We start from the raw sequence: 21109 nt of genomic DNA, 5'->3' as shown, positions 1-21109 counted from the left end.
CTCCTTATTTTTCTGCAACAGCCACAGTGATGTGAGCTGTACGTTTGTTGATTGGTGAAGCTGAACCTTTCGCACGTGGACGGAAACGTTTCATAGTTGGTCCTTCGTTTGCGAATGCTTCAGATACTACCAAGTTAGCTTTATCCAAACCAAAGTTGTTTTCAGCGTTAGCTACAGCTGAGTTCAAAACTTTCAAGATGATTTCAGCAGCTTTGTTTGGAGTGAATGTCAAGATTGCAATAGCATCGGCTACGCTTTTACCACGGATATTGTCAAGAACAAGACGTGATTTACGAGGTGAAACACGTACTGTACGAGCCATTGCTTTAGCTGAAGTAATTTCTGCCATTTATGTTCTCCTTATTTTCTACGTGTTTTCTTGTCGTCTGCAGCGTGACCTTTGTAAGTACGAGTTGGTGCAAATTCACCAAGTTTGTGACCTACCATGTCTTCTTGGATGTAAACAGGTACGTGTTTACGTCCGTCATAAACTGCGATAGTGTAACCAATGAAACTTGGGAAGATCGTTGAACGACGTGACCAAGTTTTGATAACTTTTTTCTTTTCGTCGTTAGCTTGAGCTTCAACTTTTTTCATCAAATGCTCATCGACGAAAGGTCCTTTTTTAAGACTGCGTCCCATTTTTATATTTTCTCCTTTAAATGTTGTACCACAGCGGCTTGCGCTCACAAGGAGCGCTACCGAGCTGGCGGATTATCTAGCGCTTATGCGACTAGTTTTAAATTATTTCTCGTTGCGACGACGAACGATAAGTTTGTCAGATTTCGCTTTCTTGTTACGAGTTTTAAGACCAAGAGCAGGTTTGCCCCATGGAGTAGACGGCGCTTTACGACCAACTGGTGCTTTACCTTCACCACCACCGTGGGGGTGATCGTTAGGGTTCATTACAGAACCACGAACTGTTGGGCGGATACCTTTCCAACGGCTACGTCCTGCTTTACCAAGGTTAACAAGTCCATGTTGTTCGTTTCCGACAACACCAACTGTAGCACGACAAGTTCCAAGAATCATACGAACTTCACCTGATTGAAGACGAACAAGAACGTATTTACCTTCTTGACCCAATACTTGAGCAGAAGCTCCAGCTGCACGCACCAATTCTCCACCACGACCTGGTTTCAACTCGATGTTGTGGATCAAAGTACCAACTGGGATGTTAGCAAGCGGAAGAGCGTTTCCGACTTTGATATCTGCTTCTGGACCTGAAACGATGCGTTGACCAACTTCAAGACCTTTTGGAGCGATGATGTATGCTTTCACACCGTCAGTGTAGTGTACAAGAGCGATGTTTGCAGAACGGTTTGGATCGTACTCGATTGTTTTAACAACAGCTTCAACGTTGTCTTTGTTACGTTTGAAGTCAACCAAACGGTAGAAACGTTTGTGTCCACCACCTTGGTGACGAACAGTGATACGACCGTTATTGTTACGACCAGCCTGTTTCTTCAAAGCAACAAGCAATGATTTTTCAGGAGTGCTTGTTGTGATTTCAGCGAAATCCAAAGAAGTCATATTACGGCGACCGTTTGTTGTTGGTTTATAAACACGAATTCCCACGATATTTCCTCCTTAGATTATTCAGCTTCAGCAGCAAACAACTCGATTGCTTTTGAATCAGCTGTAAGTGTGATGATAGCTTTTTTAGTTTTGTTAGTAAAACCAGTGTAACGTCCAACACGTTTAGCTTTTGGTTTTACGTTGATTGTGTTAACGTTGGCAACTTTAACACCTTCGAAAGCAGCTTCAACAGCTTGCTTGATCAAAAGTTTGTGTGCACGAGTGTCAACTTCAAATACATATTTTCCTGCTTCAAGTTGAGCCATTGAGCTTTCAGTGATGACAGGTTTTTTGATAACATCATACAAATTCATTATGCAAGAACCTCCTCGATTTTAGAGATAGCTGCTTGTGTGACAAGAAGTTTGTCGCTATTTGCGATGTCAAGAACACTTGCAGTTGTAGCAGTTGCAACTTTCACATTTGGAAGGTTACGGGCTGAAAGAGCTGCGAATTCATTTCCTTCTTCAAGGATAACAAGAACTTTAGAATCGATGCTCAATGCTGCAAGAACTTTTGCAAATTCAGCAGTTTTTGGAGCTGTAAATGAAAGAGCGTCTACAGCTACGAATTTGTTTTCAGCAACTTTTTCAGAATAAACTGATTTAAGAGCTAGGCGACGAACTTTTTGTGGAAGTTTGTAGCCGTATGAACGTGGAGTTGGTCCGAAGACAACGCCACCACCACGCCATTGTGGTGAGCGGATAGAACCTTGACGAGCACGTCCAGTTCCTTTTTGACGCCATGGTTTGCGTCCACCACCTGATACTGCAGAGCGGTTTTTAACAGCGTGTGTTCCTTGACGAAGGCTTGCGCGTTGACTGATGATCACATCAAACACAACTGATTCATTTGGTTCAATACCAAATACTGCATCGTTAAGAACAACTTGGCCAGCTTCTTTACCAGTTTGGTCAAATAATGTTACGTTTGCCATTGTGACTGATTTCCCCTTTCTTTATTATTTACCAGCTTTAACTGCTGATTTGATAGTGATAAGAGATTTCTTAGCACCTGGTACGTTACCTTTGATAAGGATAACGTTCTTTTCTGGAACAACTTGTACAACTTCAAGGTTTTGAATTGTTACGCGATCGCCACCCATACGTCCTGCAAGGTTTTTACCTTTGAATACGCGGTTAGGTGCAACAGGTCCCATAGAACCTGGACGACGGTGGTAACGAGAACCGTGAGCCATTGGTCCACGTGATTGTCCGTGGCGTTTGATAACACCTTGGAAACCTTTACCTTTAGAAGTACCAGTTACGTCAACAACGTCTCCAGCTGCGAATGTTTCAACTGTGATTTCAGCACCAACTTCCAAGCCTTCAACGTTTTTGAATTCACGAATGAAGCGCTTAGGAGCCGTGTTAGCTTTCGCTACATGTCCTTTAGCAGGTTTGTTGCTCAATACTTCGCGTTTGTCATCGAAACCAACTTGGATAGCGTTGTATCCGTCTGTTTCAACAGTTTTAACTTGAAGAACAACGTTTGGAGTTGCTTCAATAACTGTTACAGGGATCAATTCGCCAGCTTCAGTGAAGATTTGAGTCATTCCCACTTTTTTCCCTAAGATTCCTTTTGTCATGAGAAAATAGTTCCTTTTCTATATTTTTTATTCAAAAAGTTTTTAACGAGCGTTTTTCATGCTCAAGCCTAAGATACAAACGGCGTCAAACTCAAAGTGAAAATAGGAAACTGACGCAGTGTCTAACAGACACTAGGAAGTTTATCTTTTTCACACCGAGTTTAGCCCGTGTTCAATTAAATTGAAACACCAGCCTCTGCTCTTTTATATTTTAGATTAAAGTTTGATTTCTACGTTTACACCACTTGGAAGATCCAATTTCATCAACGCATCAACTGTTTTTTGAGTTGGGTTAACGATATCGATCAAACGTTTGTGTGTACGCATTTCGAATTGTTCGCGAGAGTCTTTATATTTGTGAGTCGCACGAATGATTGTGTAGAGGCTACGCTCAGTTGGAAGTGGGATTGGACCCGCAACTTGTGCACCTGTACGAGTAGCTGATTCTACGATTTTTGCAGCCGCTGTGTCAAGCGTACGGTGTTCGTAAGCTTTCAAACGGATACGGATTTTTTTGTTTGCCATCTTTTTCTCCTTTTCGTCTATTTAAGATAATAGGCTAGCTCCACAAGAAAACCGACGCGCGTTGCGTGGCAATGCAACCGAGCGTGTCGCAACCTCTTGCATCAAAGCTAAGGCTGTAATTTACAGCACCATAATAGAATAACACAAAGCCCCTGCGATTGCAAGGGATTTGTTAGGTTTTTTTCGTTTTTTTTACTAACCTAAGTTACTAGAGTATGTTCTGATCCTCTTTCGTAAATAAAACTTAATTTGACAATTTATCCATTTTTTGGGGTGGCGATAAAGATAGATACTGTCTGATCTGGATCATATTTTTCAAAATCAATACTATACTGACGTTGCAGTTCTCTTGCTTCTTCTGCCTGCCAAATTTGTTGCCAGGTATGGAGAAAACCTTTTGAATCACTTGTATCCACCTCAAATACTTGGTAGGTTTGTCCTGAAGTGTCAAAATCCCAGTCTTCTTTATCGGATAGACTACAGAGCGACAAGCTGTAATCCCCCTTGTAGTCGCTGACATAATCATGATAGACTGCATAAATCGGAAGCCCTTGGGCAAATGCCTCCTCTACTTCTTTCTGGTGCTCCTGCCATAGATGGCTAATTTTTTCCATCATGTTTGGATCTTGGAAATTATTTGTAGAGATACTACTGATTATTTTTAAAAACATTCCTTCGCTCCTTTTACTTTCACTTCTAAGGTGACTGATTAGCAATCAACCTCAGCTATAAACTTTCTAACTACCAAGAGAGGCTACTTCACGCAACAAAATGAAATAGCATTCTTTGCGCATAGGATATATCTTGCCATTCACTATCAACTCCCTTTTCTCAGAAAAGACGGTGCCTATAACAAACAAAACGTTCAATTTACCGGTCTCAACCAGAGCCGAAAAACAATGCAGGCTTCGACCAAGACCAGCCTTCCAATTCTTATTGATATAGTTTGGAAAGTTTTTAACGAGCATTTTTATGCTCAAGTCTAGGATATAAAGGGATTCAAACTCAAAGCAAAAATAGGAAACCGACGCGTGTTGTGTGGCAGTGTATCCAATCGTAGTCACAACCTCTTGCATCACAGCTAAAGATGTGATTTACAGCACCACGGTAGAATAACACAAAGCCCCTGCGATTGCAAGGGATTTGTGAGCTTTTTTTCGTTTTTTTGGGATGAAACTGTTTTCTCTTTTCATTTTTCCAAGATTGAGGATTTATATCTATAAAAAACCGTCTTTTCTTCTATATAATACGAGTCATTTTGACCTTGAATGTATCTTCTGATTGATCTACTAAAATGTCCGCTTTAGACTCGGTTTCTCTATAGTATCGCAGATACTGCTCCCGTCTCATCTGATGGCTAGCTAATACAAAAGATGCATCGCGATTTCTCATAGTCGTATCTCGAGCTAAGCGCCTCTTTAATTCGGTCTCCTCATCCGTGTAGAAACAGATGGTTTTGTCAAAGAGTTCCTTGGGTAGAAAACCCACGGACATCCCTTCAACAATAAGAATTGGCTTTGCTCCAGACAAGACCTCGCTAGCCTTCCACGGTTCATCGATTGTCAAGACATCCAAACCTGCCTGCAAGGCGAGAATATCTCTCTGTAAACTTGCCAGTTCATGCGCCACTGGGAGACAAGCTGTCACCTTTTGATCTGGCGCTTGCTTTGGTACTACCAGATGACGTTCTGATGTGATATAGGGATCTGTTTCTAGTAAATTTACTTTTGTAGAATCTAGGGCTTGATATAATTCCTGTGCAAAGGTAGACTTTCCTGATGCACCGTGATCGTAAATCCCCAGTGTTTTGACTTCCCCCGTTTCGATCTCTGAAACCAGTTTGTCTACTAACTCTTTTTTCTTCATTCTCTCTTCACCTGTTCATAGCTTTCTTTTCCGTCATTGAGCTTGTCCCAAATCACTACTTGCCCACTTTTGAGAGATTTTTGCACATCGATAATCCGTTGATTAGAGGAACCTCGGAACTGGAGCATGAGATTGCGCTTGCTTTTGTCATAACGACCATCGACAAGGATGTCAATTAGCGACAAGAGTTCCAGTTTGTCTGGAGTTTCCAGCATCATTTCCTCCCAAGTATAACCTGTCCAGGACCAGATGTCTTTATATGGCAATTCCTTCCGAATGCGTTTAACAAGTGGCAAGAGGATACCAGTATTGAGGAATGGCTCTCCTCCCAGTAAGGTCAAGCCTTGAACATAGGGCTGAGCAAGGTCTTCCATAATCTGTTCTTCTAACTCTGCTGTATAAGGAATGCCTGCATTAAAAGACCAAGTCGCAACATTATAACAACCCTCGCAGTGGAACATACAGCCTGCGACATAGAGGGAGTTGCGCACGCCTTCTCCATCTACAAAGTTAAAGGCCTTGTAGTCAATGATTCGTCCTTTACTAAGCTCCTCGCTTTTCCATTCACCAGGTTTTGGTGTATTCCATGTCATGCTGTCTACTCCAAGTCTATCCAATAGCGCTCCGTTCCGTTTCGAACATCCTCATAGACACCACCATTAGCTAAGATAACTGCTCGGCTTGCTGGATTTTCTGTGCTACAAGTCACTAAAGCTCGTTTAATATTCTTTCCCTTAGCAACTTGTAGACCTTTTCGGAGGGATTCTTTGGCATAACCCTTACCTCTTTCAGATGGACGAATGGAGTAGCCAATATGGCCCCCATTTTCTAGTAAGTAGTCATTTAATCGGAGACGAAGGTTGAGAAAGCCAAGAGCCTGGCCTGCTACGTCAAAACTAACCAGCTGGATAGCAGGAACCCAGTTTTCAGGAATATTGAGTCCCGCTTCCGCTTGAAGATTTTCTTCTAGCCACTCTTCATAAACAAAATTGTTGGCGTTCCAAAACCCACCATCGTGGGGTGATTGAGTCTGTTCAAACTCTGCCATCATCTCTAAAACTGTTTCTTTATCTGCCAATGTTGGTCTGCGTAGTATCATTTTTACCTCCAATTAAGAGAAAAGCGAGAGCGAACTCTCACTTTTATTTTTTCTTGTTCTTGTTTAAAAACTGTTCTCTGAGGTTGAGCAAGCGTTCTTTTTTACCTACTCCACCTTTCGAGTGTTTCTCGTGATAACGGGTCACTTGTGCGCGTCCCTTATCGTCTAATTGATATTTCCCCATTCCGTTTCCTTCTAATTTGTTACTTCATGTCCAGCTGTTTTGATAGTAGAGCCATTCATGTGTTTGACACGCGCAGCGATTTCCTTGTGGCGTCCGTTAACCATCGGACGTGCTTGAGGATTTCCCAGATAACCACACGTACGTTTGACCACATCTACTGTTTTAGGGTCGCTATTGCCACAGTTGGGACAAGCAAATCCTCTCTCAGTCGGTTCAAAATCTCCTTCAAAGTCGCACTTGTAGCAACGATCAATCGGAGTATTGGTCCCTAGATAGCCGACACGGTCATAGGCATAGTCCCAGACAGCTTCCAGGGCTTTAGGATTTTGTTGAAGAACTGGATACTCACAATAGTGGATAAAGCCACCTGACGCACCTGCTTCTGGATAAACTTTTTCAAAATCCAGTTTTTCAAACGGTGTTGGATTTTTACGGACATCATAGTGGAAAGAGTTGGTGTAGTATTCCTTGTCTGTAATATCAGGAATAGAGCCGAACTTCTCTGTATCCAAATGACAGAAGCGGTCTGTCAAGCTTTCAGACGGTGTTGAGTAGATAGAGAAATGGTAATCATATTGATCTGACCACTCTTCTACACGTCGTTTCATATCACGAATGATGTCAAGCGTAAATTCCTTGGCTTCTGGATTGCTTTCCCAGCTATTGCCAAAGAAGACCGTCGCCACTTCATACAAACCGATATAGCCTAGAGAAATGGTCGCACGGCGATTCTTAAAGAGTTGGTCAACACTTTCTTCTTTTCCGAGACGGCGGCCGAAGGCTCCATACTGATAAAGGATAGGGGCATTTGCTGGTGTTGCTTCCTTGGTTCGTTCGACACGATAAACCAGAGCATCCTCCGCAATGTTCATTCGCTCGTTGAAGATTTCCCAGAACTTGTTCAAGTCACCTTCAGACTCTAGGGCGATACGAGGCAGATTGACTGTCACAACACCTAGATTCATCCGACCTGAATTGACTTCTACACCATTTTCATCCTTCCAGCCTTGGAGGAAAGAACGGCAACCCATAGGCACCTTGAAAGAACCTGTCAGCTCGATAATCTTATCATAGGACAAGACATCTGGGTACATCCGCTTGGTTGCACACTCAAGAGCCAACTGTTTGATGTCGTAGTTAGGTGAATCTTCCTCTAAGTTGAGTCCTCTTTTTAGCGTAAAGATGAGTTTAGGGAAGATGGCTGTTCGATGTTCTGAACCAAGACCCTTGATACGAATGGTCAAAATAGCTTTTTGAATTTCACGCTCAAAACGACTAGTTCCTAAACCAAAACCAAGCGAAGTAAAAGGTGTTTGCCCATTTGAAGTGAAGAGGGTGTTGATTTCATACTCAAGAGATTGCATAGCATCGTAGATGTCCTTTTGCGTTTTCTTCCAAGCATAATCTTCCCGTTTGTCAGGTAAGACCCACTCTTCCGCATCCTTGAGGTGCTTTTGATAATTCTTCTCCGTATACGGAGCCAAGACTTCATCGATACGGTCAGCTGAGCAACCCCCGTACTGGCTAGAAGCAACATTGGCGATGATTTGTGAAATTTGAGCTGTCGCAGTCTGGATAGACTTGGGACTTTCTACCTCCGCATTGCCAATCTTAAAACCATTTTCCAACATACCTTTAAAATCAATCAAACAGCAGTTGGTCATAGGAGTATAGGGGCTGTAGTCCAAGTCATGATAGTGGATATCCCCTTTTTGGTGAGCATTGGCTACGTGCTTAGGAAGCATTTGCAGTCCGATTGATTTTCCAACAATCCCTGCTGTCAAATCACGCTGGGTATTAAAGACATCGCTGTCTTTATTGGCATTTTCATTGACAACTGCCTGATCTTTATTAAGAAGCTTATGAATGCTAAAGTTGATATCTGTCGCTTTTGAACGCTCAAAATCCCTTTGTGTCCGATAAGTGATATACTCCTCAGCTAGCGCATATTCTTTGGCTTCAAGGAGTTCATGTTCTACGATATTCTGAATTTCGTAAATCTTGACACCTTGAGGGAAGCGACTGTGAATTTCAGTGACGATTCTTTCAACCAGACCATTTAGGCGTTTTTCTACTAGAGGCGTAAGGTCCATAACCTTTTCCGCCGCCTTGTGGAGAGCCTTGTCAATCTTGTCTACATCAAACACCACACGTCTACCATCTCGTTTTTCAACGAACAAGGTGGGAACGGTTGCAAGCTTTTCTTCTAATACAATCATATCCATGCTCTTTTCTAAAATATTGTTGAATAGTTTATATTCAGTATTATACCACTCTAAAAATAAAAATCAATATCTTGTGTCAAAAATCCTAAAATTTTTAAAATTCCACAAGATATTGATTTTTTGTTATTTTGATTTATAAAGTTTGAACTCGCTAGTATCTGTCTGAACAAGCTCATATTTTTCACTGAGCCAGCTCTCTACATCCGACCACAAGGCAACTTTTTGATTGACCATAATCATCTTTGGTTGATTTTCTTTTAGATCATTCATCAGTTTAGTTTTATTTTCGTCGCTTGCGGTATAGAGTGTTGGTGTCACTAGAGAAGTCGGCGCCAAGCGTTCACTTGCACGATAGAAATCTGGACGATCATCCCAAGCATAGACACGATCCTCAGAACTCGTTTGCTGTTTGACCACACTAGCAAGACGTTCTCTCTCCTGATAAGTCGCCGGATGTGAAAGGTAGCGACTCAGGATAGGAAGTGCAATAAGGTAGGCAAGGGCAAGCAGTGGTAGATAGAAATTCCCTTTAATAAAAGAATCTTTTCTCTCACGTCTTCTACGACGACTCCCTCCCTCCGAAACATCTTCATTGATCCCTGTCAGAAGGAGCAAGACCAAGAAAGGAAGGAGAATAACGAGACGAGTACCGTTGACAGGTTCATTTGAGAGAATCAAGATTCCCAAAGAAACCAACAAGCCCAAGCTAGCAGCAATTGATAAGGCATATTGCTTGGCTGGTTTTGACTGGAACAAACCAGTAAAGAGCAAACCAAGGGAACCTAGCCCCACAGCAAGCAAGCCATAGAAAGCCGCATTTTCAAGTAAATGCGAATTTGAGAAAAGGCTAAGAGTATTTACTGGATATAAGGTCTGGCTAATGGCATCCCCAAAACTACCTGTCCACACTGTATAGTAGCCCAAAGGATAGAATAAGAGTGAGAATCCTAAGGCTGACGCAAAGAACTGATATAACCCGTGAACAAAGTGACCTTTACCTAGATTAAAGCCAATGATGCCTAGAGCCAGTACAGCCGCAAACAAGGTTGTAGGAAGCGGTGCAAGGAAGAAAGCGAGAGCAAGGCTCATCCCTACTCTTACAAATCCTTTGTCGTCATTTGGATAAGCTAAGTAGTTCGTAACAACACTCAATGAATAAAATAGGAAAGGCAAGGCTACTAAGAGAGCATAGCCACCACCAAAAGCGAGTCCTGCCACTAACAAATAGAATACAAATACCAGCTTCTTGGCTTCTTCTGCTTGACCAGTAAGAGCATCTGCAGATTTAAAAAGGAAAACACCTGCTCCAAACAAGGCCAACCACTCAACCAAAGCAAGCAGAATACTTCCTAGGGAAAGATAGGTTAGCAAGTAATAGAGCAATCCATTCGTTCCAAAGTAATCTGTATACATTTGACCATTTTGATGCAAGGCCCAACCGGTATAAAGATCCTGAGTTTGTTGCGGACTGACTAATCCAAAAATAAAAGGCAGGGCAACCGAAATGGCTGTGGCCACCAAACTCCAAAGCATGATACTAAAAAAGGGGATGGGAGTTCCTTCTCTCTTTTCTGGTACTGACCAGTCTTGGTAATGAGATCCTTCTTGTTTCTCATCTATTTTCCCGTATACGTTCATTCAATTTCTCCTCTAAGTTTATCTGTTTTAGTATATCAAAATCTTACAGGAATGTCAGCTTGGGATTGATATTTGCTGAATTTCTTATCCAATGTCGCAAAGCGTTCGATTTCACGAAAACGGTGAAACCTACTAATTCTAAACTCTTTAATAAAATCTTCATCTTCTAGATTAAGCATGGTTTTCTCCTTTACCTATCTATTCGTAAGAAGAAAAAATAAGATCCAGCCTTGGGCTAGATCTTGATGGATAGTTAGAGCATGGGTGCAAACAACTGGACAATTTCCTTAATAAGGCTTTGGTACCAACTTGTTTTGATGGTGTGGGGATAGATTTCTTGAGAAACCTTAAAAATTTCTTCGAAGTCCTTTTCAATATCGATGATGGACTGCGTTCTATAAAGCAAGACGGCATTTTCATAGTGATGAAGCAAGCTACGATAGTCAAAATTGATGGTTCCCACTGTTGCCGCTTCTCCATCGACAAGCATTTGCTTACTATGAAGAAATCCCGGACTGTACTCGTAAATGCGAACTCCAGCAGACAACAAGTCAGGATAAGCTCCGCGAGTAACCAATTGGATGACCTTCTTATCTGGGATACAAGGCGTCACGATTCGCACATCTACCCCTCTCAACGCTGCATTTTTGATACTTTCAGTGAGATCATAGTCCGCAATCAGATAGGGTGTCGTGATATAAACATAGTCTGTAGCTTGATTGATAAGATTTTGATAGACCGTTTTCCCAACCTGAGATCGGTAAATAGGTTTAGGGCCACTACTATAGGGAATACAGAGCCCCATCCCGTCTCTAGGTTGATTTTCAAGATGGTATTGGTCAAAGTCACTAATTTCTCCACGATTGATATACCAAGTGGATAAAAATAGTCTGGTAAAAGCCTTTACTGCTGGACCATCCAACCGAATACCGCTATCCTTCCAGTAACCAAAGCGTTCGATATGATTGATATACTCGTCTGCTAGATTGGCACCACCTGTATAGGCAATCTGCCCATCGATAATCATGATTTTACGGTGGTCACGGTTGTTATAGGCAACGGTCAAGCGCGGAATCACCTTGTTAAATTTATGGGCTTCAATCCCTCGACTACGAAGCTGGATGGTGTAATCCCCAGGTAAGGTTGCCATGCATCCAATATCGTCATAGAGAAGCTTAACTTCTACTCCTTGAGCAGCCTTTTCTTCCAAAATCTCTAAAATGCTGTTCCACATCAAACCTTCTTCGATGATATAGTACTCAAGAAAGATAAACTTCTCCGCTTTCCTGAGATCCTCTAGCATCTGATGCCACATACTTTCACCAGAGGCAAAAAATTGTGTATCCGTTCGATCATAGACATCGGCATTCGTGTCCATGCTGAGGAGAGATTTGATAACTCCGTAAGCCGACTTGTCCTGCTCCTTTAACTCCAAACGGAGAGCTCTGCTATTGTCCTCTCGGTCAACCATTGATTGGAGTTGTTTCAACTGCTTGATTTCTTTTTTAGATAGATGGCGTTCTCCAAACATGATATAGAGCAAGGGACCAAATACTGGAACAAAGGCTACTAAGAGCCATGTTACCTTGCTCTCAGGATTCATAGAACGATTAACAATTGATACAATGGTCGCCATACTCATCAAAATAACTAAGATAATCCAGAGAATCGGAGCCATCCGACCTAGATAGAGAAATAAACCAAAGATGATAAACAACTCCGCCAACATGATGGTAATACTAAAGCCATACTTGGACATGAGTAGCTGCATTTTTCTAGCTGTCATACATCCCCTTCCTTTTCTAACATTCTCCTAACTGCTTGATAAACTAATGTCTCTACTAGTATACCTCAGTTCAGGTGTAGATAGCAACCTTTTACCATTTTCTATGCAAACTATTCCAAGAGCTGCAAGATTCTTAAACTGCTCCTTCACTATATGACGTGCTACCCCTTTTTATATTTTTAACTAGGGGATTAAGAGGCTTAAAAAGAACTACCATAATGATAGTTCTTTCTAATATTATTTATATTTTGAGGAATAAGTCCCTTCCACTCTACTTGATTTTTAGAAGAGTTCTTTGTAGAGAGCAATGGTTTCTTCTAAAGTTGGCATGAATGGATTGCCTGGCGCACATGCATCGATCAAAGCATTCTTAGAAAGGTAGTCAAAGTCAAAGTCTTTTTCTTGGATACCAAGTTCAGTGAGTTTCTTCGGAATTCCTACCGTTTCAGACAACTTTTCAATCTCAGCGATAGCATAGGCTGCACATTCTTGGTCTGTTTTCCCTTCAATATGGAGTCCCAAAGCTTTGGCTACATTGTGGAAAGCTTCTGGCACCCGTTTGGCATTTTCACGTTCTACAACTGGGAGAAGCATGGCACAGCAAACGCCATGTGGTAAGTTATACACTGCACCGAGTTGGTGAGCCATAGAATGAACATAGCTCAAGCCAGCATTGTTAAAGCTCATACCGCCGAGGAAGATTGCATTAACCATCGTCTCACGCGCTTCAATATCTTGGCCATTTGCCACAGTACGAGGAAGATACTCCTTGATGAGTTCAATCGCTCCGATAGAGAGTTTCTTGGTCACATCATAAGCACCAGGTGTTACCAAGGCTTCAACAGCGTGGGTAAGAGCATCCATACCTGTTGCTGCTGTGAGCGCTTGCGGTTTTGATACCATAAGTTCTGGATCATTGACAGAAATCAGGGCAAGGCTGTTCTTGTCAACCATTACCATCTTGACCTTGCGTTCTTCGTCAGTAATCACATAGTTGATGGTGATTTCTGCTGAAGTTCCTGCAGTTGTATTGATCGCAACCACTGGCAACCCTTTTTTAGCAGACTTGTGGAGACCTTCGTAGTCCTGTGGTTTTCCACCATTTGTAGCGATGATAGAGATACAACTAGCTGCATCCTGAGGAGATCCTCCTCCAAGACTGATGATAAAGTCACATCCATGCTCTTTCAAAGCAGCAACTCCGTCTGTGACGTTCTTGCAAGTCGGATTTGGCTCCACATCGCTAAAAATCACATATTCAATCCCTTCAGCATCTAAGGGTTTTAGGATCTTAGGTAAAATATCACTTCCCTCGATGAACTTGTCTGTCACCAAAAGAGCCTTTTTATACCCCAGTTCCTTGATATACGGACCTACTTCATTTACAACGCCTTTACCAATAGGGTTAACTGCCGGAACGTAAAATGTAGCCATATGCTTTTCCTCCTGCGCCTTTGCGCTATTTGACTATTTACCTTAAGTATACGACCTTATCCTTCATTTTATAAATATTTATAAGCGTTTTATGCAAAAAACGGTAAAGAACTACTGGTCACGTTTTTAAACAAAAAAGCTCCAAAAAGATGGATTTCATCTCATTGGAACTTTTACTGAATAATTATTGCTTAGTTAATACCACTCGGTCAGATGGCTCTCGGTCCATATCATCGATAATCAATTGATTACCATTAACCATGTAAATTTTGACATCATCACCGATAATGAGTCGTTGATTTTCTGGTTCAAAGCTGACTTGCTTGATTTCCTTATCTCCATCTGGTTCAACCTCAGTCCATGTACCACTTTTACCTGTTACAACTAGAGTGATCTGGTCATTCTCATCTTTTCCAGTATAGGTACCATCGATGTTCGTAAGTTGAGCTACAGTAGTGTCCTGACTTGAGGACGCCTGTGGTTGGCTGGCACTTGTAGCAGCACTAGAAGATGACTCTTGTTGAGTAGAGGTTTGTTGAGTAGAGGTTTGTTGAGCAGATTGCTGGGTAGGTGCTTGTGTCTTAGATCCACAAGCTGCTAAAAGACTAAGAATTGCTAGGGAAGCAATAGAAAGTGTGAATGTTTTTGTTTTCATAGCGATTTCCTTTCTTTTGTGCCAACGTTTTGCTGGATCAGTTTCCAGATGTACCTCCTACCTCAAGTATAACAACTTAAGCCTAGAAGGTCAACTAATCCCATCGCTTCCTAGCAAACTCGCTCGGACTTCTGAGATAAAGTAGAGTGAGCCCGTCACGAAAAGCAGGTCCTGATCTTTGGCCTTTTCTTCAAATTCTCTGATAAAATCGCCATAGGAAAAAATCAAATCGTAACCCGCCACATCTTTCTCATCCAAGGAACCTTGGTAGTCAAAGCCCGTCACCTTAAGTTCCACCTGAGGCAACTGCTCAGATAGATAGCCCAACATTCCTTGATAATCTTTGCGTTTAAGAGCACCAAAAAGGATACGGACTTGATAGTCTTGTTGGATTTTCTCTTGGATAAACTCGACCAAACGGGTTAAGGCTGGAAGATTGTGAGCCCCGTCTAGGTAGATTTGCGGGCGAATCCGTTCCAATCGACCTGCCCAATGGGTCTCTTGCAAGGCCTGTCTGACAAGCTCTTCTTCAACCCCTTCACCTCTTGACACCATAAACAGAAGAAAGCTTTGTAAAGCCAAGGAGGCATTTTCTTGCTGGTAGGCGCCTTCCAAACCGATTTTAAGCTGGGAAAATCTTGCTAGGTTACTTGAAAAATCCCCAGCCTTAAAGGAGAAGTCTTGCCCACTTTGATAGAGGTCCACAGCTAACTCTCTTGCTCTTTTTTGACAGACAAACTCAGCTTTTGGAGCAAACTTGGCAATGACCGCCTTCTTTCCAACCTTGAAGATACCAGCTTTCTGCTCTGCTATTTCCTCCAGACTGTCACCCAAGGTCTCCTGATGATCTAGGCCAATGGAAGTAATAACTGCAATCTCTCCTGTTACGACATTAGTGGTATCAAGTAGACCACCTATCCCCACTTCTAGCAAAACCAAATCCACTTCTTGTTCCCTAAAATAGAGGAAAGCAATCAAGGTCAACAACTCAAAAAAGGACAACTGGTCATGAGTTTCCAAAAGAGTTTTTTCCATCTCCTTAACTTGCTCCGCCAAACGGATAAAATCTGAATCAGCTATGGCTTGCCCATTAATACAGATTCGATCATGGATACTGATGATATGAGGAGAGGTAAAAGTACCAACTTTTTTACCATGAGCAACAAACAACTCCCTCATAAAGGCAATAGTTGACCCTTTACCGTTAGTCCCTGTTACGTGGATAATAGGATAAGTCCTCTCTGGATTCCCCAGCAAATCCACAGCTCGCTGCATTCGTCCAAGACCAGATCTAAAGTTTAAACCAATCCGACTATGCAGCCATTCTTCTACTTCAAACATACATGTCTCCTTAACAAAAGTCCAATCAACTACCACATCAAAGTATGATTACAAATAAAAAGCGAGGTCGGGACTAAAATCCCGACCTCTTACCTGGTTAGCTAATCACTAGCTACTATGAATTTCAACGTGGGCTAAAAACGGCCCCCGGACTTACTGACGGTCTTTATTTTTAGCGTAAGGGTAAAAATGTTCCCCAAACGTTCCTGCGTTCCTAATTTCTGGCGCAGGGCTAAAAACATCCACTGGATGTTTTTACTCCTCCATAAAGCTGTTGAAGACTTCTTCAATCATGTTCCATTCGTCTTCTGAGTCTTCTGGAATTGGTTGCAATTCGCCTTCTGTTCCGTCTTCATTTTCGATGAATGAGTAAGCTTGGATTTCAACTTCACCATTTTCATCTTCTTCTGCGTTAACTGGCACTAGCAGAACATAGTTTTTACCAAATTCTTCTTTCCCATCAATGGTCAAAAGAATTTCAAACAAGGTTTCATTTCCTTGCTCATCTACTAGTGTAATCAATTCACGTTCTTCGTGGTCATGGTTGTGATCGTGTGACATAGTTTCTCCTCTGTCTTAAAATTTTCTATCTAAATAATTTTGCAAAATCAGCTGAGCAGCCAACTTATCAATAACTTTCTTGCGTTTGTTACGACTGATATCTGCTTGTTCAATCAACATACGCTCCGCAGCGACGGTCGTCAAACGCTCATCTTGATAGTCTACTGGTAAACCAAAAAGTTCCTCTAATTTTGCTCCGTAGGCTTGACTGGCTTCTACTCGCGGACCGCTGGTATTGTTCATATTTTTTGGCAAACCTACTACAAAGCGTTCTACCTTATAGCTGTCAACCAATTCCTTAATACGGTCAAAACCAAACTGGCCCTGATCCTCATTAATCTGGATGATTTCAAGTCCCTGAGCAGTGAAGCCCAAGGGATCGCTAATAGCCACCCCTACTGTTTTTGAACCAACGTCCAATCCCATAATTCTCATAGATTATAGATCGACTCCTTGTCCTTTAAGGTAGTAGCGTACCAATTCTTCAACAATTTCATCACGCTCATACTTACGGATTTGATTTCGTGCATTGTTGTAACGAGGAACGTAGGCAGGGTCTCCACTCAATACATAACCGACGATCTGGTTAATCGGATTATAGCCCTTGTCATTCAAAGAAGCATAGACATCTGTCAACGTTTCGCTAATTTCTTTCTTATTGGAATCATCCAATTTAAACCGTACAGTTTCTTCAGTAAATCCCATTCTAACACCCTCTTTCCTTAGAATATTACTATTATAGCATATTTCCTTACGTTCTACAAATAAATCAGTTTGTTTATTTGGATTTTCTTACTGTTCTGTCGCCCCATTTGCCACTCTATCTGCAATATATTGGCTAGGTTCGTTTTTTAAGAGATTTTCAAGACCGATATTTTTTAAATATTCTAGCTGAGATGCTTTTTTGACATCCAATACTTGAAAATCATAAGTCGTTGTAGTCTGGATTTCTGTCTCGCTGAGTAGCTTGGTTTCCAGTGTAAATCCTGCTAGTTTACGTGCCTCTTGGATGGTCTCATCCTTTTCTTCCGCTTCTAGAAGCGCTTTTTGCGTCTCCTCTAGGCCATTTTCAGAGATAAAGGTCTTGAGTTCATCCCCGACAGGTCGTTTTTGCTGGATGGTCAAGGTCAAAAACTGATTACCTTTATAGGTAATGGTCTGAATCTGTTGCGTTCCATTTTCTGACTTCGGCATCAACAGGGTCTTGGTGACAACTGTATTCTTTTCGGCATTGTCCAAAACGGGAAGGTTGGATTGGAGAGGTTCAGATGCTGTTGTGGAAGCAGCAGGAGTTTCCTTTTTTTGCCCACATCCCGCAAGCAAAAAGAGGAGAGCAAAACTAGCAATTAGTAACTTTTTCATAATTCCTCACTTGATTTTAAAACAAAAGAGCAAACAAGGCCAGGAGTCACTCCCAGCCTTGATGTTTTATAGAGCTGCACGTAGACGTGCTTCTGCATTTTCTACATTACGGACAGAGCGTGGCAAGAAGGCACGGATATCATCTTCTTTATAGCCGACTTGCAGGCGCTTCTCATCAACGAGAATCGGACTCTTTAAGATCCGTGGTGTTTCCATGATTAAGTTGAGCACTTCATTGACACTCAAATCCTCGATGTCAACTCCAAGTGCCTTAGCGTAGCGGTTTTTTGACGAAACGATACTGGCAATTCCATTATCTGTTTTCGTGAGAATATCTAATAACTCTTCTCTTGTAATTCCTTCTTTACCGAGATTTTGTTCTTTATAACTTAACTGGTGGGCATTGAGCCAGGTTTTCGCTTTTTTACAGCTAGTACAACTTGAGACTGTATAAATTTTGATCATGTACCTACCCCTTTCGCTACATGTTACTATCAGTTTAGTCTATTATACCATAAAAAACATCCGACTTGCGACCTATTTTTAAAAAAAATTAACTTTTTTCGCGATTTTCGTACTTTTTTCTTGACAAAATCAAGTTATAACCAACTTTTAAATTTTTTGATATACAATCGTTTTACAACTGTAACACTTATCATATAGAGAACGATAATCAAAAGCAAAAAGAGGAAATAAATTGGTTCCAAAGGGGTTAAATGAAGCAGGCTAGCAATTGAAGAGTAGGGAAGGAAGGTCACAAAACTAGCTGCTAGCAAGGTTGTTCCAAGAACAAACCATGATGGACGACTTTGTAAGAAAGGAAGTTTTGCTGAACGAAGCATATGGATAACCATGGTTTGGGACCACATGGATTCAATGAACCAACCTGTCTGGAACAAAATGATAAAGCCCGTTGCCGACTCTGCTCCGTGAGCATAAGCTTGACCTGTCGCCATTGGGACAATAACAAAATAGAGCAAGATAAAGGTCAAAATATCAAAGGCAGAAGAAATCGGACCCATCCAAATCATAAAACGAGTAATAGACTTGGCTTCCCACTTATGAGGATGCTTCAAAAAGTCTTCATCCACATTATCAAATGGCAAGGCAATACAAGAAAGGTCGTAGACAAGGTTTAACACAATCAAGTGAATCGGAGCCATAGGGAGGAAAGGTAAAAAGATACCAGACACTAAGAGTGAAAGAATATTCCCGAAATTAGAGCTGACCGTCATCTTGATGTATTTGGTCATGTTGGCATAGACCTTACGCCCTTCAACCAGCCCTTTTTCAAGCACCATCAAATCCTTATCTAGCAAAATGACATCAGCTGTCTCTTTGGCAATATCTACTGCTGTATCAACAGAAATCCCCACATCGGCTACTTTCATAGAAGGGGCATCATTGATCCCATCTCCCATATAGCCAACACAATGTCCATTCGATTTGATTTGTAAAATGATTCGTGCTTTTTGATCCGGAGAGAGTTTGGCAAAGACAGTCACATGTTCGACTGCTTGGGCCAACTCTTCGTCCGTCATGGCGTCAATATCAGAACCCAACAAGATTTGATCAACGTCTAGACCAACTTTTTCGCAAACTGCTTGAGTTACCTTCTCATTGTCTCCCGTCAAGATCTTTGTTTGAACACCGTGTTCTAACAAAGCTTGGATAGCAGGTGCTGCAGATGGTTTTGGTGGATCTAGAAAGGCAAGATAGCCTGTTAGAATCATCTCTTTTTCATCTTCAACGGAGTAAGCAAAACCTTCTTTTAGGCCTGTTTTATAGGCAACTCCCAAGACTCGCAATCCCTGTTGATTAAGTTGATCTACTTCTTTTAAGATTTCCACTCGGATATCATCCGTCAAAGGACTAATCTGACCTTGATATTCCACATGGGTTGAAATCGCAAGCATTTCCTCTAGAGCACCCTTGGTTACCAAACTAACAACTTCGTTCTCATCCTTGACGATGACACTCATCCGTCTGCGTTCAAAATCAAAGGGCAATTCATCTATTTTTTGGAAGCTAGTATCCAAATTTTGTAGAATAGCGTGTTCTTTAGCTTCTTTTTCAGTTCTACTGATAATGGCACGGTCCATCAAGTTTTTCAATCCCGTTTGAAAATAGGAATTGAGGTAGGCCCGTCTCAACACAGACAAGTCCAAATCTCCATGTATATCCAAAGGATATTCAAGGACAATTTCGTCTTGGGTAAGGGTTCCGGTTTTATCCGTGCATAGGATATCAATAGCACCTAGGTCCTGTATGGCATTGAGTTTTTTGATGACGACTTTTTCCTTGGCCATGATAATGGAGCCTTTTGCTAAACTGGCCGTGATGATCATAGGAAGCATCTCAGGTGTCAATCCAACACCAACACTCAAAGCAAATACGCCTGCTTCCAGCCAGTCGCCATCTGTCAAGCCATTGGAGAGAAACACGATGGGAACCATGACTAACATCAAACGGATCAAGAGCCAAGAGATGCTGTTCATCTCCCGTTCAAAAGAGGTCGGTTCGTCATAGGTATTGAGAGTCTGCTCGATTTCTCCCATCATGGTGTCATCACCGACCGCTAGAATCAAAGCCTTAGCACTTCCTGATATCACATTGGTTCCCATAAAAGCGAGCGCTTCTGCTTCTAGCAGACTATCAAAATTTGACTGACTCATTTTTGACAAGGCTAGTTTTTCAACCGAGTCACTTTCACCTGTCAAACCAGACTGTTGAACAAAGAAATCACGTGATTCAATTAAAATGAGGTCTGCTGGAATCATATCCCCAGCACTTAATTTGACTATATCTCCAACGACCAAATCTTCAATTGCGACCTCTAAACTCTGGCCTTCGCGGATAACTGTGGCTGTATTCACAATCATTTTTGATAGATTGGTCGCAGCCTTGTCACTCCGCAGTTCCTGGACAAAGCGTATGCCACCAGAGATTAGAACGAGAACGACGATGATGATAGAAGTCGTCGGATCTTCTTGTCCAGGCTTCGCCAACCAGACATTGGTCACCATGGAAATCATAGCGATGACCAGCAGGATGATTGTAAATGGATTGATAATAGATTCGTAAATCTTTTTGAGGATACTGTCTTCTTGACCCTTGGTGATGGTGTTTTCGCCATATAGGTCACGATTTTTCTCCACCTGCTCCTCAGTCAAGCCTGTTAGACTTGTCTTATAAAAAGATAAAGTTTCTTTTAAAGGTGTATGAATAGCTGTTGCTAATCTTTCTTTTGTAGTTTTCATTGGTTTC

At 41.7% G+C, this 21109-nt stretch carries 25 protein-coding genes; all 25 read right to left on the bottom strand.

Translation table 11 applies throughout. The features are described 5' to 3' along the window. Positions 1-4: 4 nt before the first annotated feature. The 25 genes from rplV to mgtA all read right to left on the bottom strand — a co-directional run bounded on the left by rplV (position 5) and on the right by mgtA (position 21102). On the bottom strand, positions 5-349 hold the full coding sequence (gene rplV, locus HMPREF8571_RS03635) for a 50S ribosomal protein L22 (RefSeq protein WP_000818137.1): 345 nt from the start codon (positions 347-349) through the stop codon (positions 5-7). An 11-nt stretch (positions 350-360) separates the two neighbouring features. Then, the gene (gene rpsS / locus HMPREF8571_RS03630; RefSeq protein ID WP_000533766.1) at positions 361-642 is read right to left on the bottom strand and encodes a 30S ribosomal protein S19; all 282 of its coding nucleotides are present in this window, start codon (positions 640-642) and stop codon (positions 361-363) included. 102 nt (positions 643-744) lie between these two features. Further along, positions 745-1578 carry a 50S ribosomal protein L2 gene (gene rplB, locus HMPREF8571_RS03625; protein WP_000512904.1) on the bottom strand — a complete coding sequence of 278 codons (834 nt, stop codon included), beginning with the start codon at positions 1576-1578 and terminating at the stop codon, positions 745-747. Positions 1579-1595: 17 nt separating this feature from the next. Further along, a complete protein-coding gene (locus HMPREF8571_RS03620) occupies positions 1596-1892 on the bottom strand; it encodes a 50S ribosomal protein L23 (RefSeq protein WP_001055347.1) in 297 nt (98 codons plus the stop codon). Next, positions 1892-2515 carry a 50S ribosomal protein L4 gene (rplD, locus tag HMPREF8571_RS03615; protein ID WP_000024537.1) on the bottom strand — a complete coding sequence of 208 codons (624 nt, stop codon included), beginning with the start codon at positions 2513-2515 and terminating at the stop codon, positions 1892-1894. The genes HMPREF8571_RS03620 and rplD overlap by 1 nt, the downstream gene beginning before the upstream one ends. A 24-nt stretch (positions 2516-2539) precedes the next feature. Beyond that, complete coding sequence (gene rplC, locus HMPREF8571_RS03610; RefSeq protein ID WP_000160197.1) at positions 2540-3166, bottom strand: 50S ribosomal protein L3; 627 nt, start codon at positions 3164-3166, stop codon at positions 2540-2542. 216 nt (positions 3167-3382) lie between these two features. Beyond that, positions 3383-3691: a 30S ribosomal protein S10 gene (gene rpsJ, locus HMPREF8571_RS03605; protein ID WP_001284513.1), complete on the bottom strand. Its 309-nt coding sequence runs from the start codon at positions 3689-3691 to the stop codon at positions 3383-3385. Positions 3692-3948: 257 nt separating this feature from the next. After that, the gene (locus HMPREF8571_RS03600) at positions 3949-4362 is read right to left on the bottom strand and encodes an effector binding domain-containing protein (protein ID WP_000478846.1); all 414 of its coding nucleotides are present in this window, start codon (positions 4360-4362) and stop codon (positions 3949-3951) included. A 568-nt stretch (positions 4363-4930) separates the two neighbouring features. Further along, positions 4931-5557, bottom strand: a complete 627-nt coding sequence (locus HMPREF8571_RS03590) for a uridine kinase family protein (protein WP_000726039.1) — start codon at positions 5555-5557, stop codon at positions 4931-4933. After that, positions 5554-6150, bottom strand: coding sequence for an anaerobic ribonucleoside-triphosphate reductase activating protein (gene nrdG / locus HMPREF8571_RS03585; protein ID WP_000220156.1), 597 nt, complete (start codon positions 6148-6150; stop codon positions 5554-5556). The genes HMPREF8571_RS03590 and nrdG overlap by 4 nt, the downstream gene beginning before the upstream one ends. 5 nt (positions 6151-6155) lie before the next feature. Then, a complete protein-coding gene (locus HMPREF8571_RS03580) occupies positions 6156-6656 on the bottom strand; it encodes a GNAT family N-acetyltransferase (RefSeq protein ID WP_000603393.1) in 501 nt (166 codons plus the stop codon). Positions 6657-6699: 43 nt separating this feature from the next. Further along, entirely contained in the window at positions 6700-6840 is a 141-nt protein-coding gene (locus HMPREF8571_RS11250; protein ID WP_000521629.1) for a hypothetical protein, read from the bottom strand. Positions 6841-6851: 11 nt separating this feature from the next. After that, positions 6852-9059 (bottom strand): anaerobic ribonucleoside-triphosphate reductase, encoded by a 2208-nt coding sequence (nrdD, locus tag HMPREF8571_RS03570; RefSeq protein ID WP_025168426.1) that lies wholly within the window; start codon positions 9057-9059, stop codon positions 6852-6854. Between the two features lie 129 nt (positions 9060-9188). Then, the gene (locus HMPREF8571_RS03565) at positions 9189-10703 is read right to left on the bottom strand and encodes a hypothetical protein (RefSeq protein ID WP_001103722.1); all 1515 of its coding nucleotides are present in this window, start codon (positions 10701-10703) and stop codon (positions 9189-9191) included. Positions 10704-10738: 35 nt separating this feature from the next. Further along, positions 10739-10882, bottom strand: coding sequence for a hypothetical protein (locus HMPREF8571_RS11400; RefSeq protein ID WP_000933186.1), 144 nt, complete (start codon positions 10880-10882; stop codon positions 10739-10741). Between the two features lie 74 nt (positions 10883-10956). Beyond that, a complete protein-coding gene (cls, locus tag HMPREF8571_RS03560) occupies positions 10957-12489 on the bottom strand; it encodes a cardiolipin synthase (RefSeq protein ID WP_000126967.1) in 1533 nt (510 codons plus the stop codon). 282 nt (positions 12490-12771) lie between these two features. Continuing rightward, on the bottom strand, positions 12772-13923 hold the full coding sequence (locus tag HMPREF8571_RS03555) for an iron-containing alcohol dehydrogenase (protein WP_000190425.1): 1152 nt from the start codon (positions 13921-13923) through the stop codon (positions 12772-12774). A gap of 184 nt (positions 13924-14107) precedes the next feature. Next, positions 14108-14578, bottom strand: coding sequence for an SP_0198 family lipoprotein (locus HMPREF8571_RS03550; RefSeq protein WP_000853138.1), 471 nt, complete (start codon positions 14576-14578; stop codon positions 14108-14110). Positions 14579-14668: 90 nt separating this feature from the next. Beyond that, positions 14669-15919, bottom strand: a complete 1251-nt coding sequence (locus HMPREF8571_RS03545; protein WP_000464351.1) for a bifunctional folylpolyglutamate synthase/dihydrofolate synthase — start codon at positions 15917-15919, stop codon at positions 14669-14671. 255 nt (positions 15920-16174) lie between these two features. Next, positions 16175-16480: a DUF1292 domain-containing protein gene (locus tag HMPREF8571_RS03540; protein ID WP_000017624.1), complete on the bottom strand. Its 306-nt coding sequence runs from the start codon at positions 16478-16480 to the stop codon at positions 16175-16177. 15 nt (positions 16481-16495) lie between these two features. Further along, complete coding sequence (gene ruvX / locus HMPREF8571_RS03535) at positions 16496-16915, bottom strand: Holliday junction resolvase RuvX (protein WP_002876031.1); 420 nt, start codon at positions 16913-16915, stop codon at positions 16496-16498. A 3-nt stretch (positions 16916-16918) separates the two neighbouring features. Further along, entirely contained in the window at positions 16919-17185 is a 267-nt protein-coding gene (locus HMPREF8571_RS03530) for an IreB family regulatory phosphoprotein (protein ID WP_000507059.1), read from the bottom strand. A gap of 87 nt (positions 17186-17272) precedes the next feature. Then, positions 17273-17842, bottom strand: coding sequence for an SP0191 family lipoprotein (locus HMPREF8571_RS03525; RefSeq protein WP_000734688.1), 570 nt, complete (start codon positions 17840-17842; stop codon positions 17273-17275). A 66-nt stretch (positions 17843-17908) separates the two neighbouring features. Then, on the bottom strand, positions 17909-18307 hold the full coding sequence (spx, locus tag HMPREF8571_RS03520; RefSeq protein WP_000591165.1) for a transcriptional regulator Spx: 399 nt from the start codon (positions 18305-18307) through the stop codon (positions 17909-17911). A 134-nt stretch (positions 18308-18441) separates the two neighbouring features. Next, a complete protein-coding gene (mgtA, locus tag HMPREF8571_RS03515) occupies positions 18442-21102 on the bottom strand; it encodes a magnesium-translocating P-type ATPase (RefSeq protein ID WP_000858850.1) in 2661 nt (886 codons plus the stop codon). Positions 21103-21109: the final 7 nt, after the last annotated feature.

It is taken from the genome of Streptococcus mitis ATCC 6249, from assembly GCF_000146585.1.
GTDB classification, from domain to species: Bacteria; Bacillota; Bacilli; order Lactobacillales; family Streptococcaceae; genus Streptococcus; species Streptococcus mitis_AZ.
The sequence above is the reverse complement of the archived record's forward strand: the minus strand, read 5'-3'. Positions and strand labels throughout refer to the sequence as shown.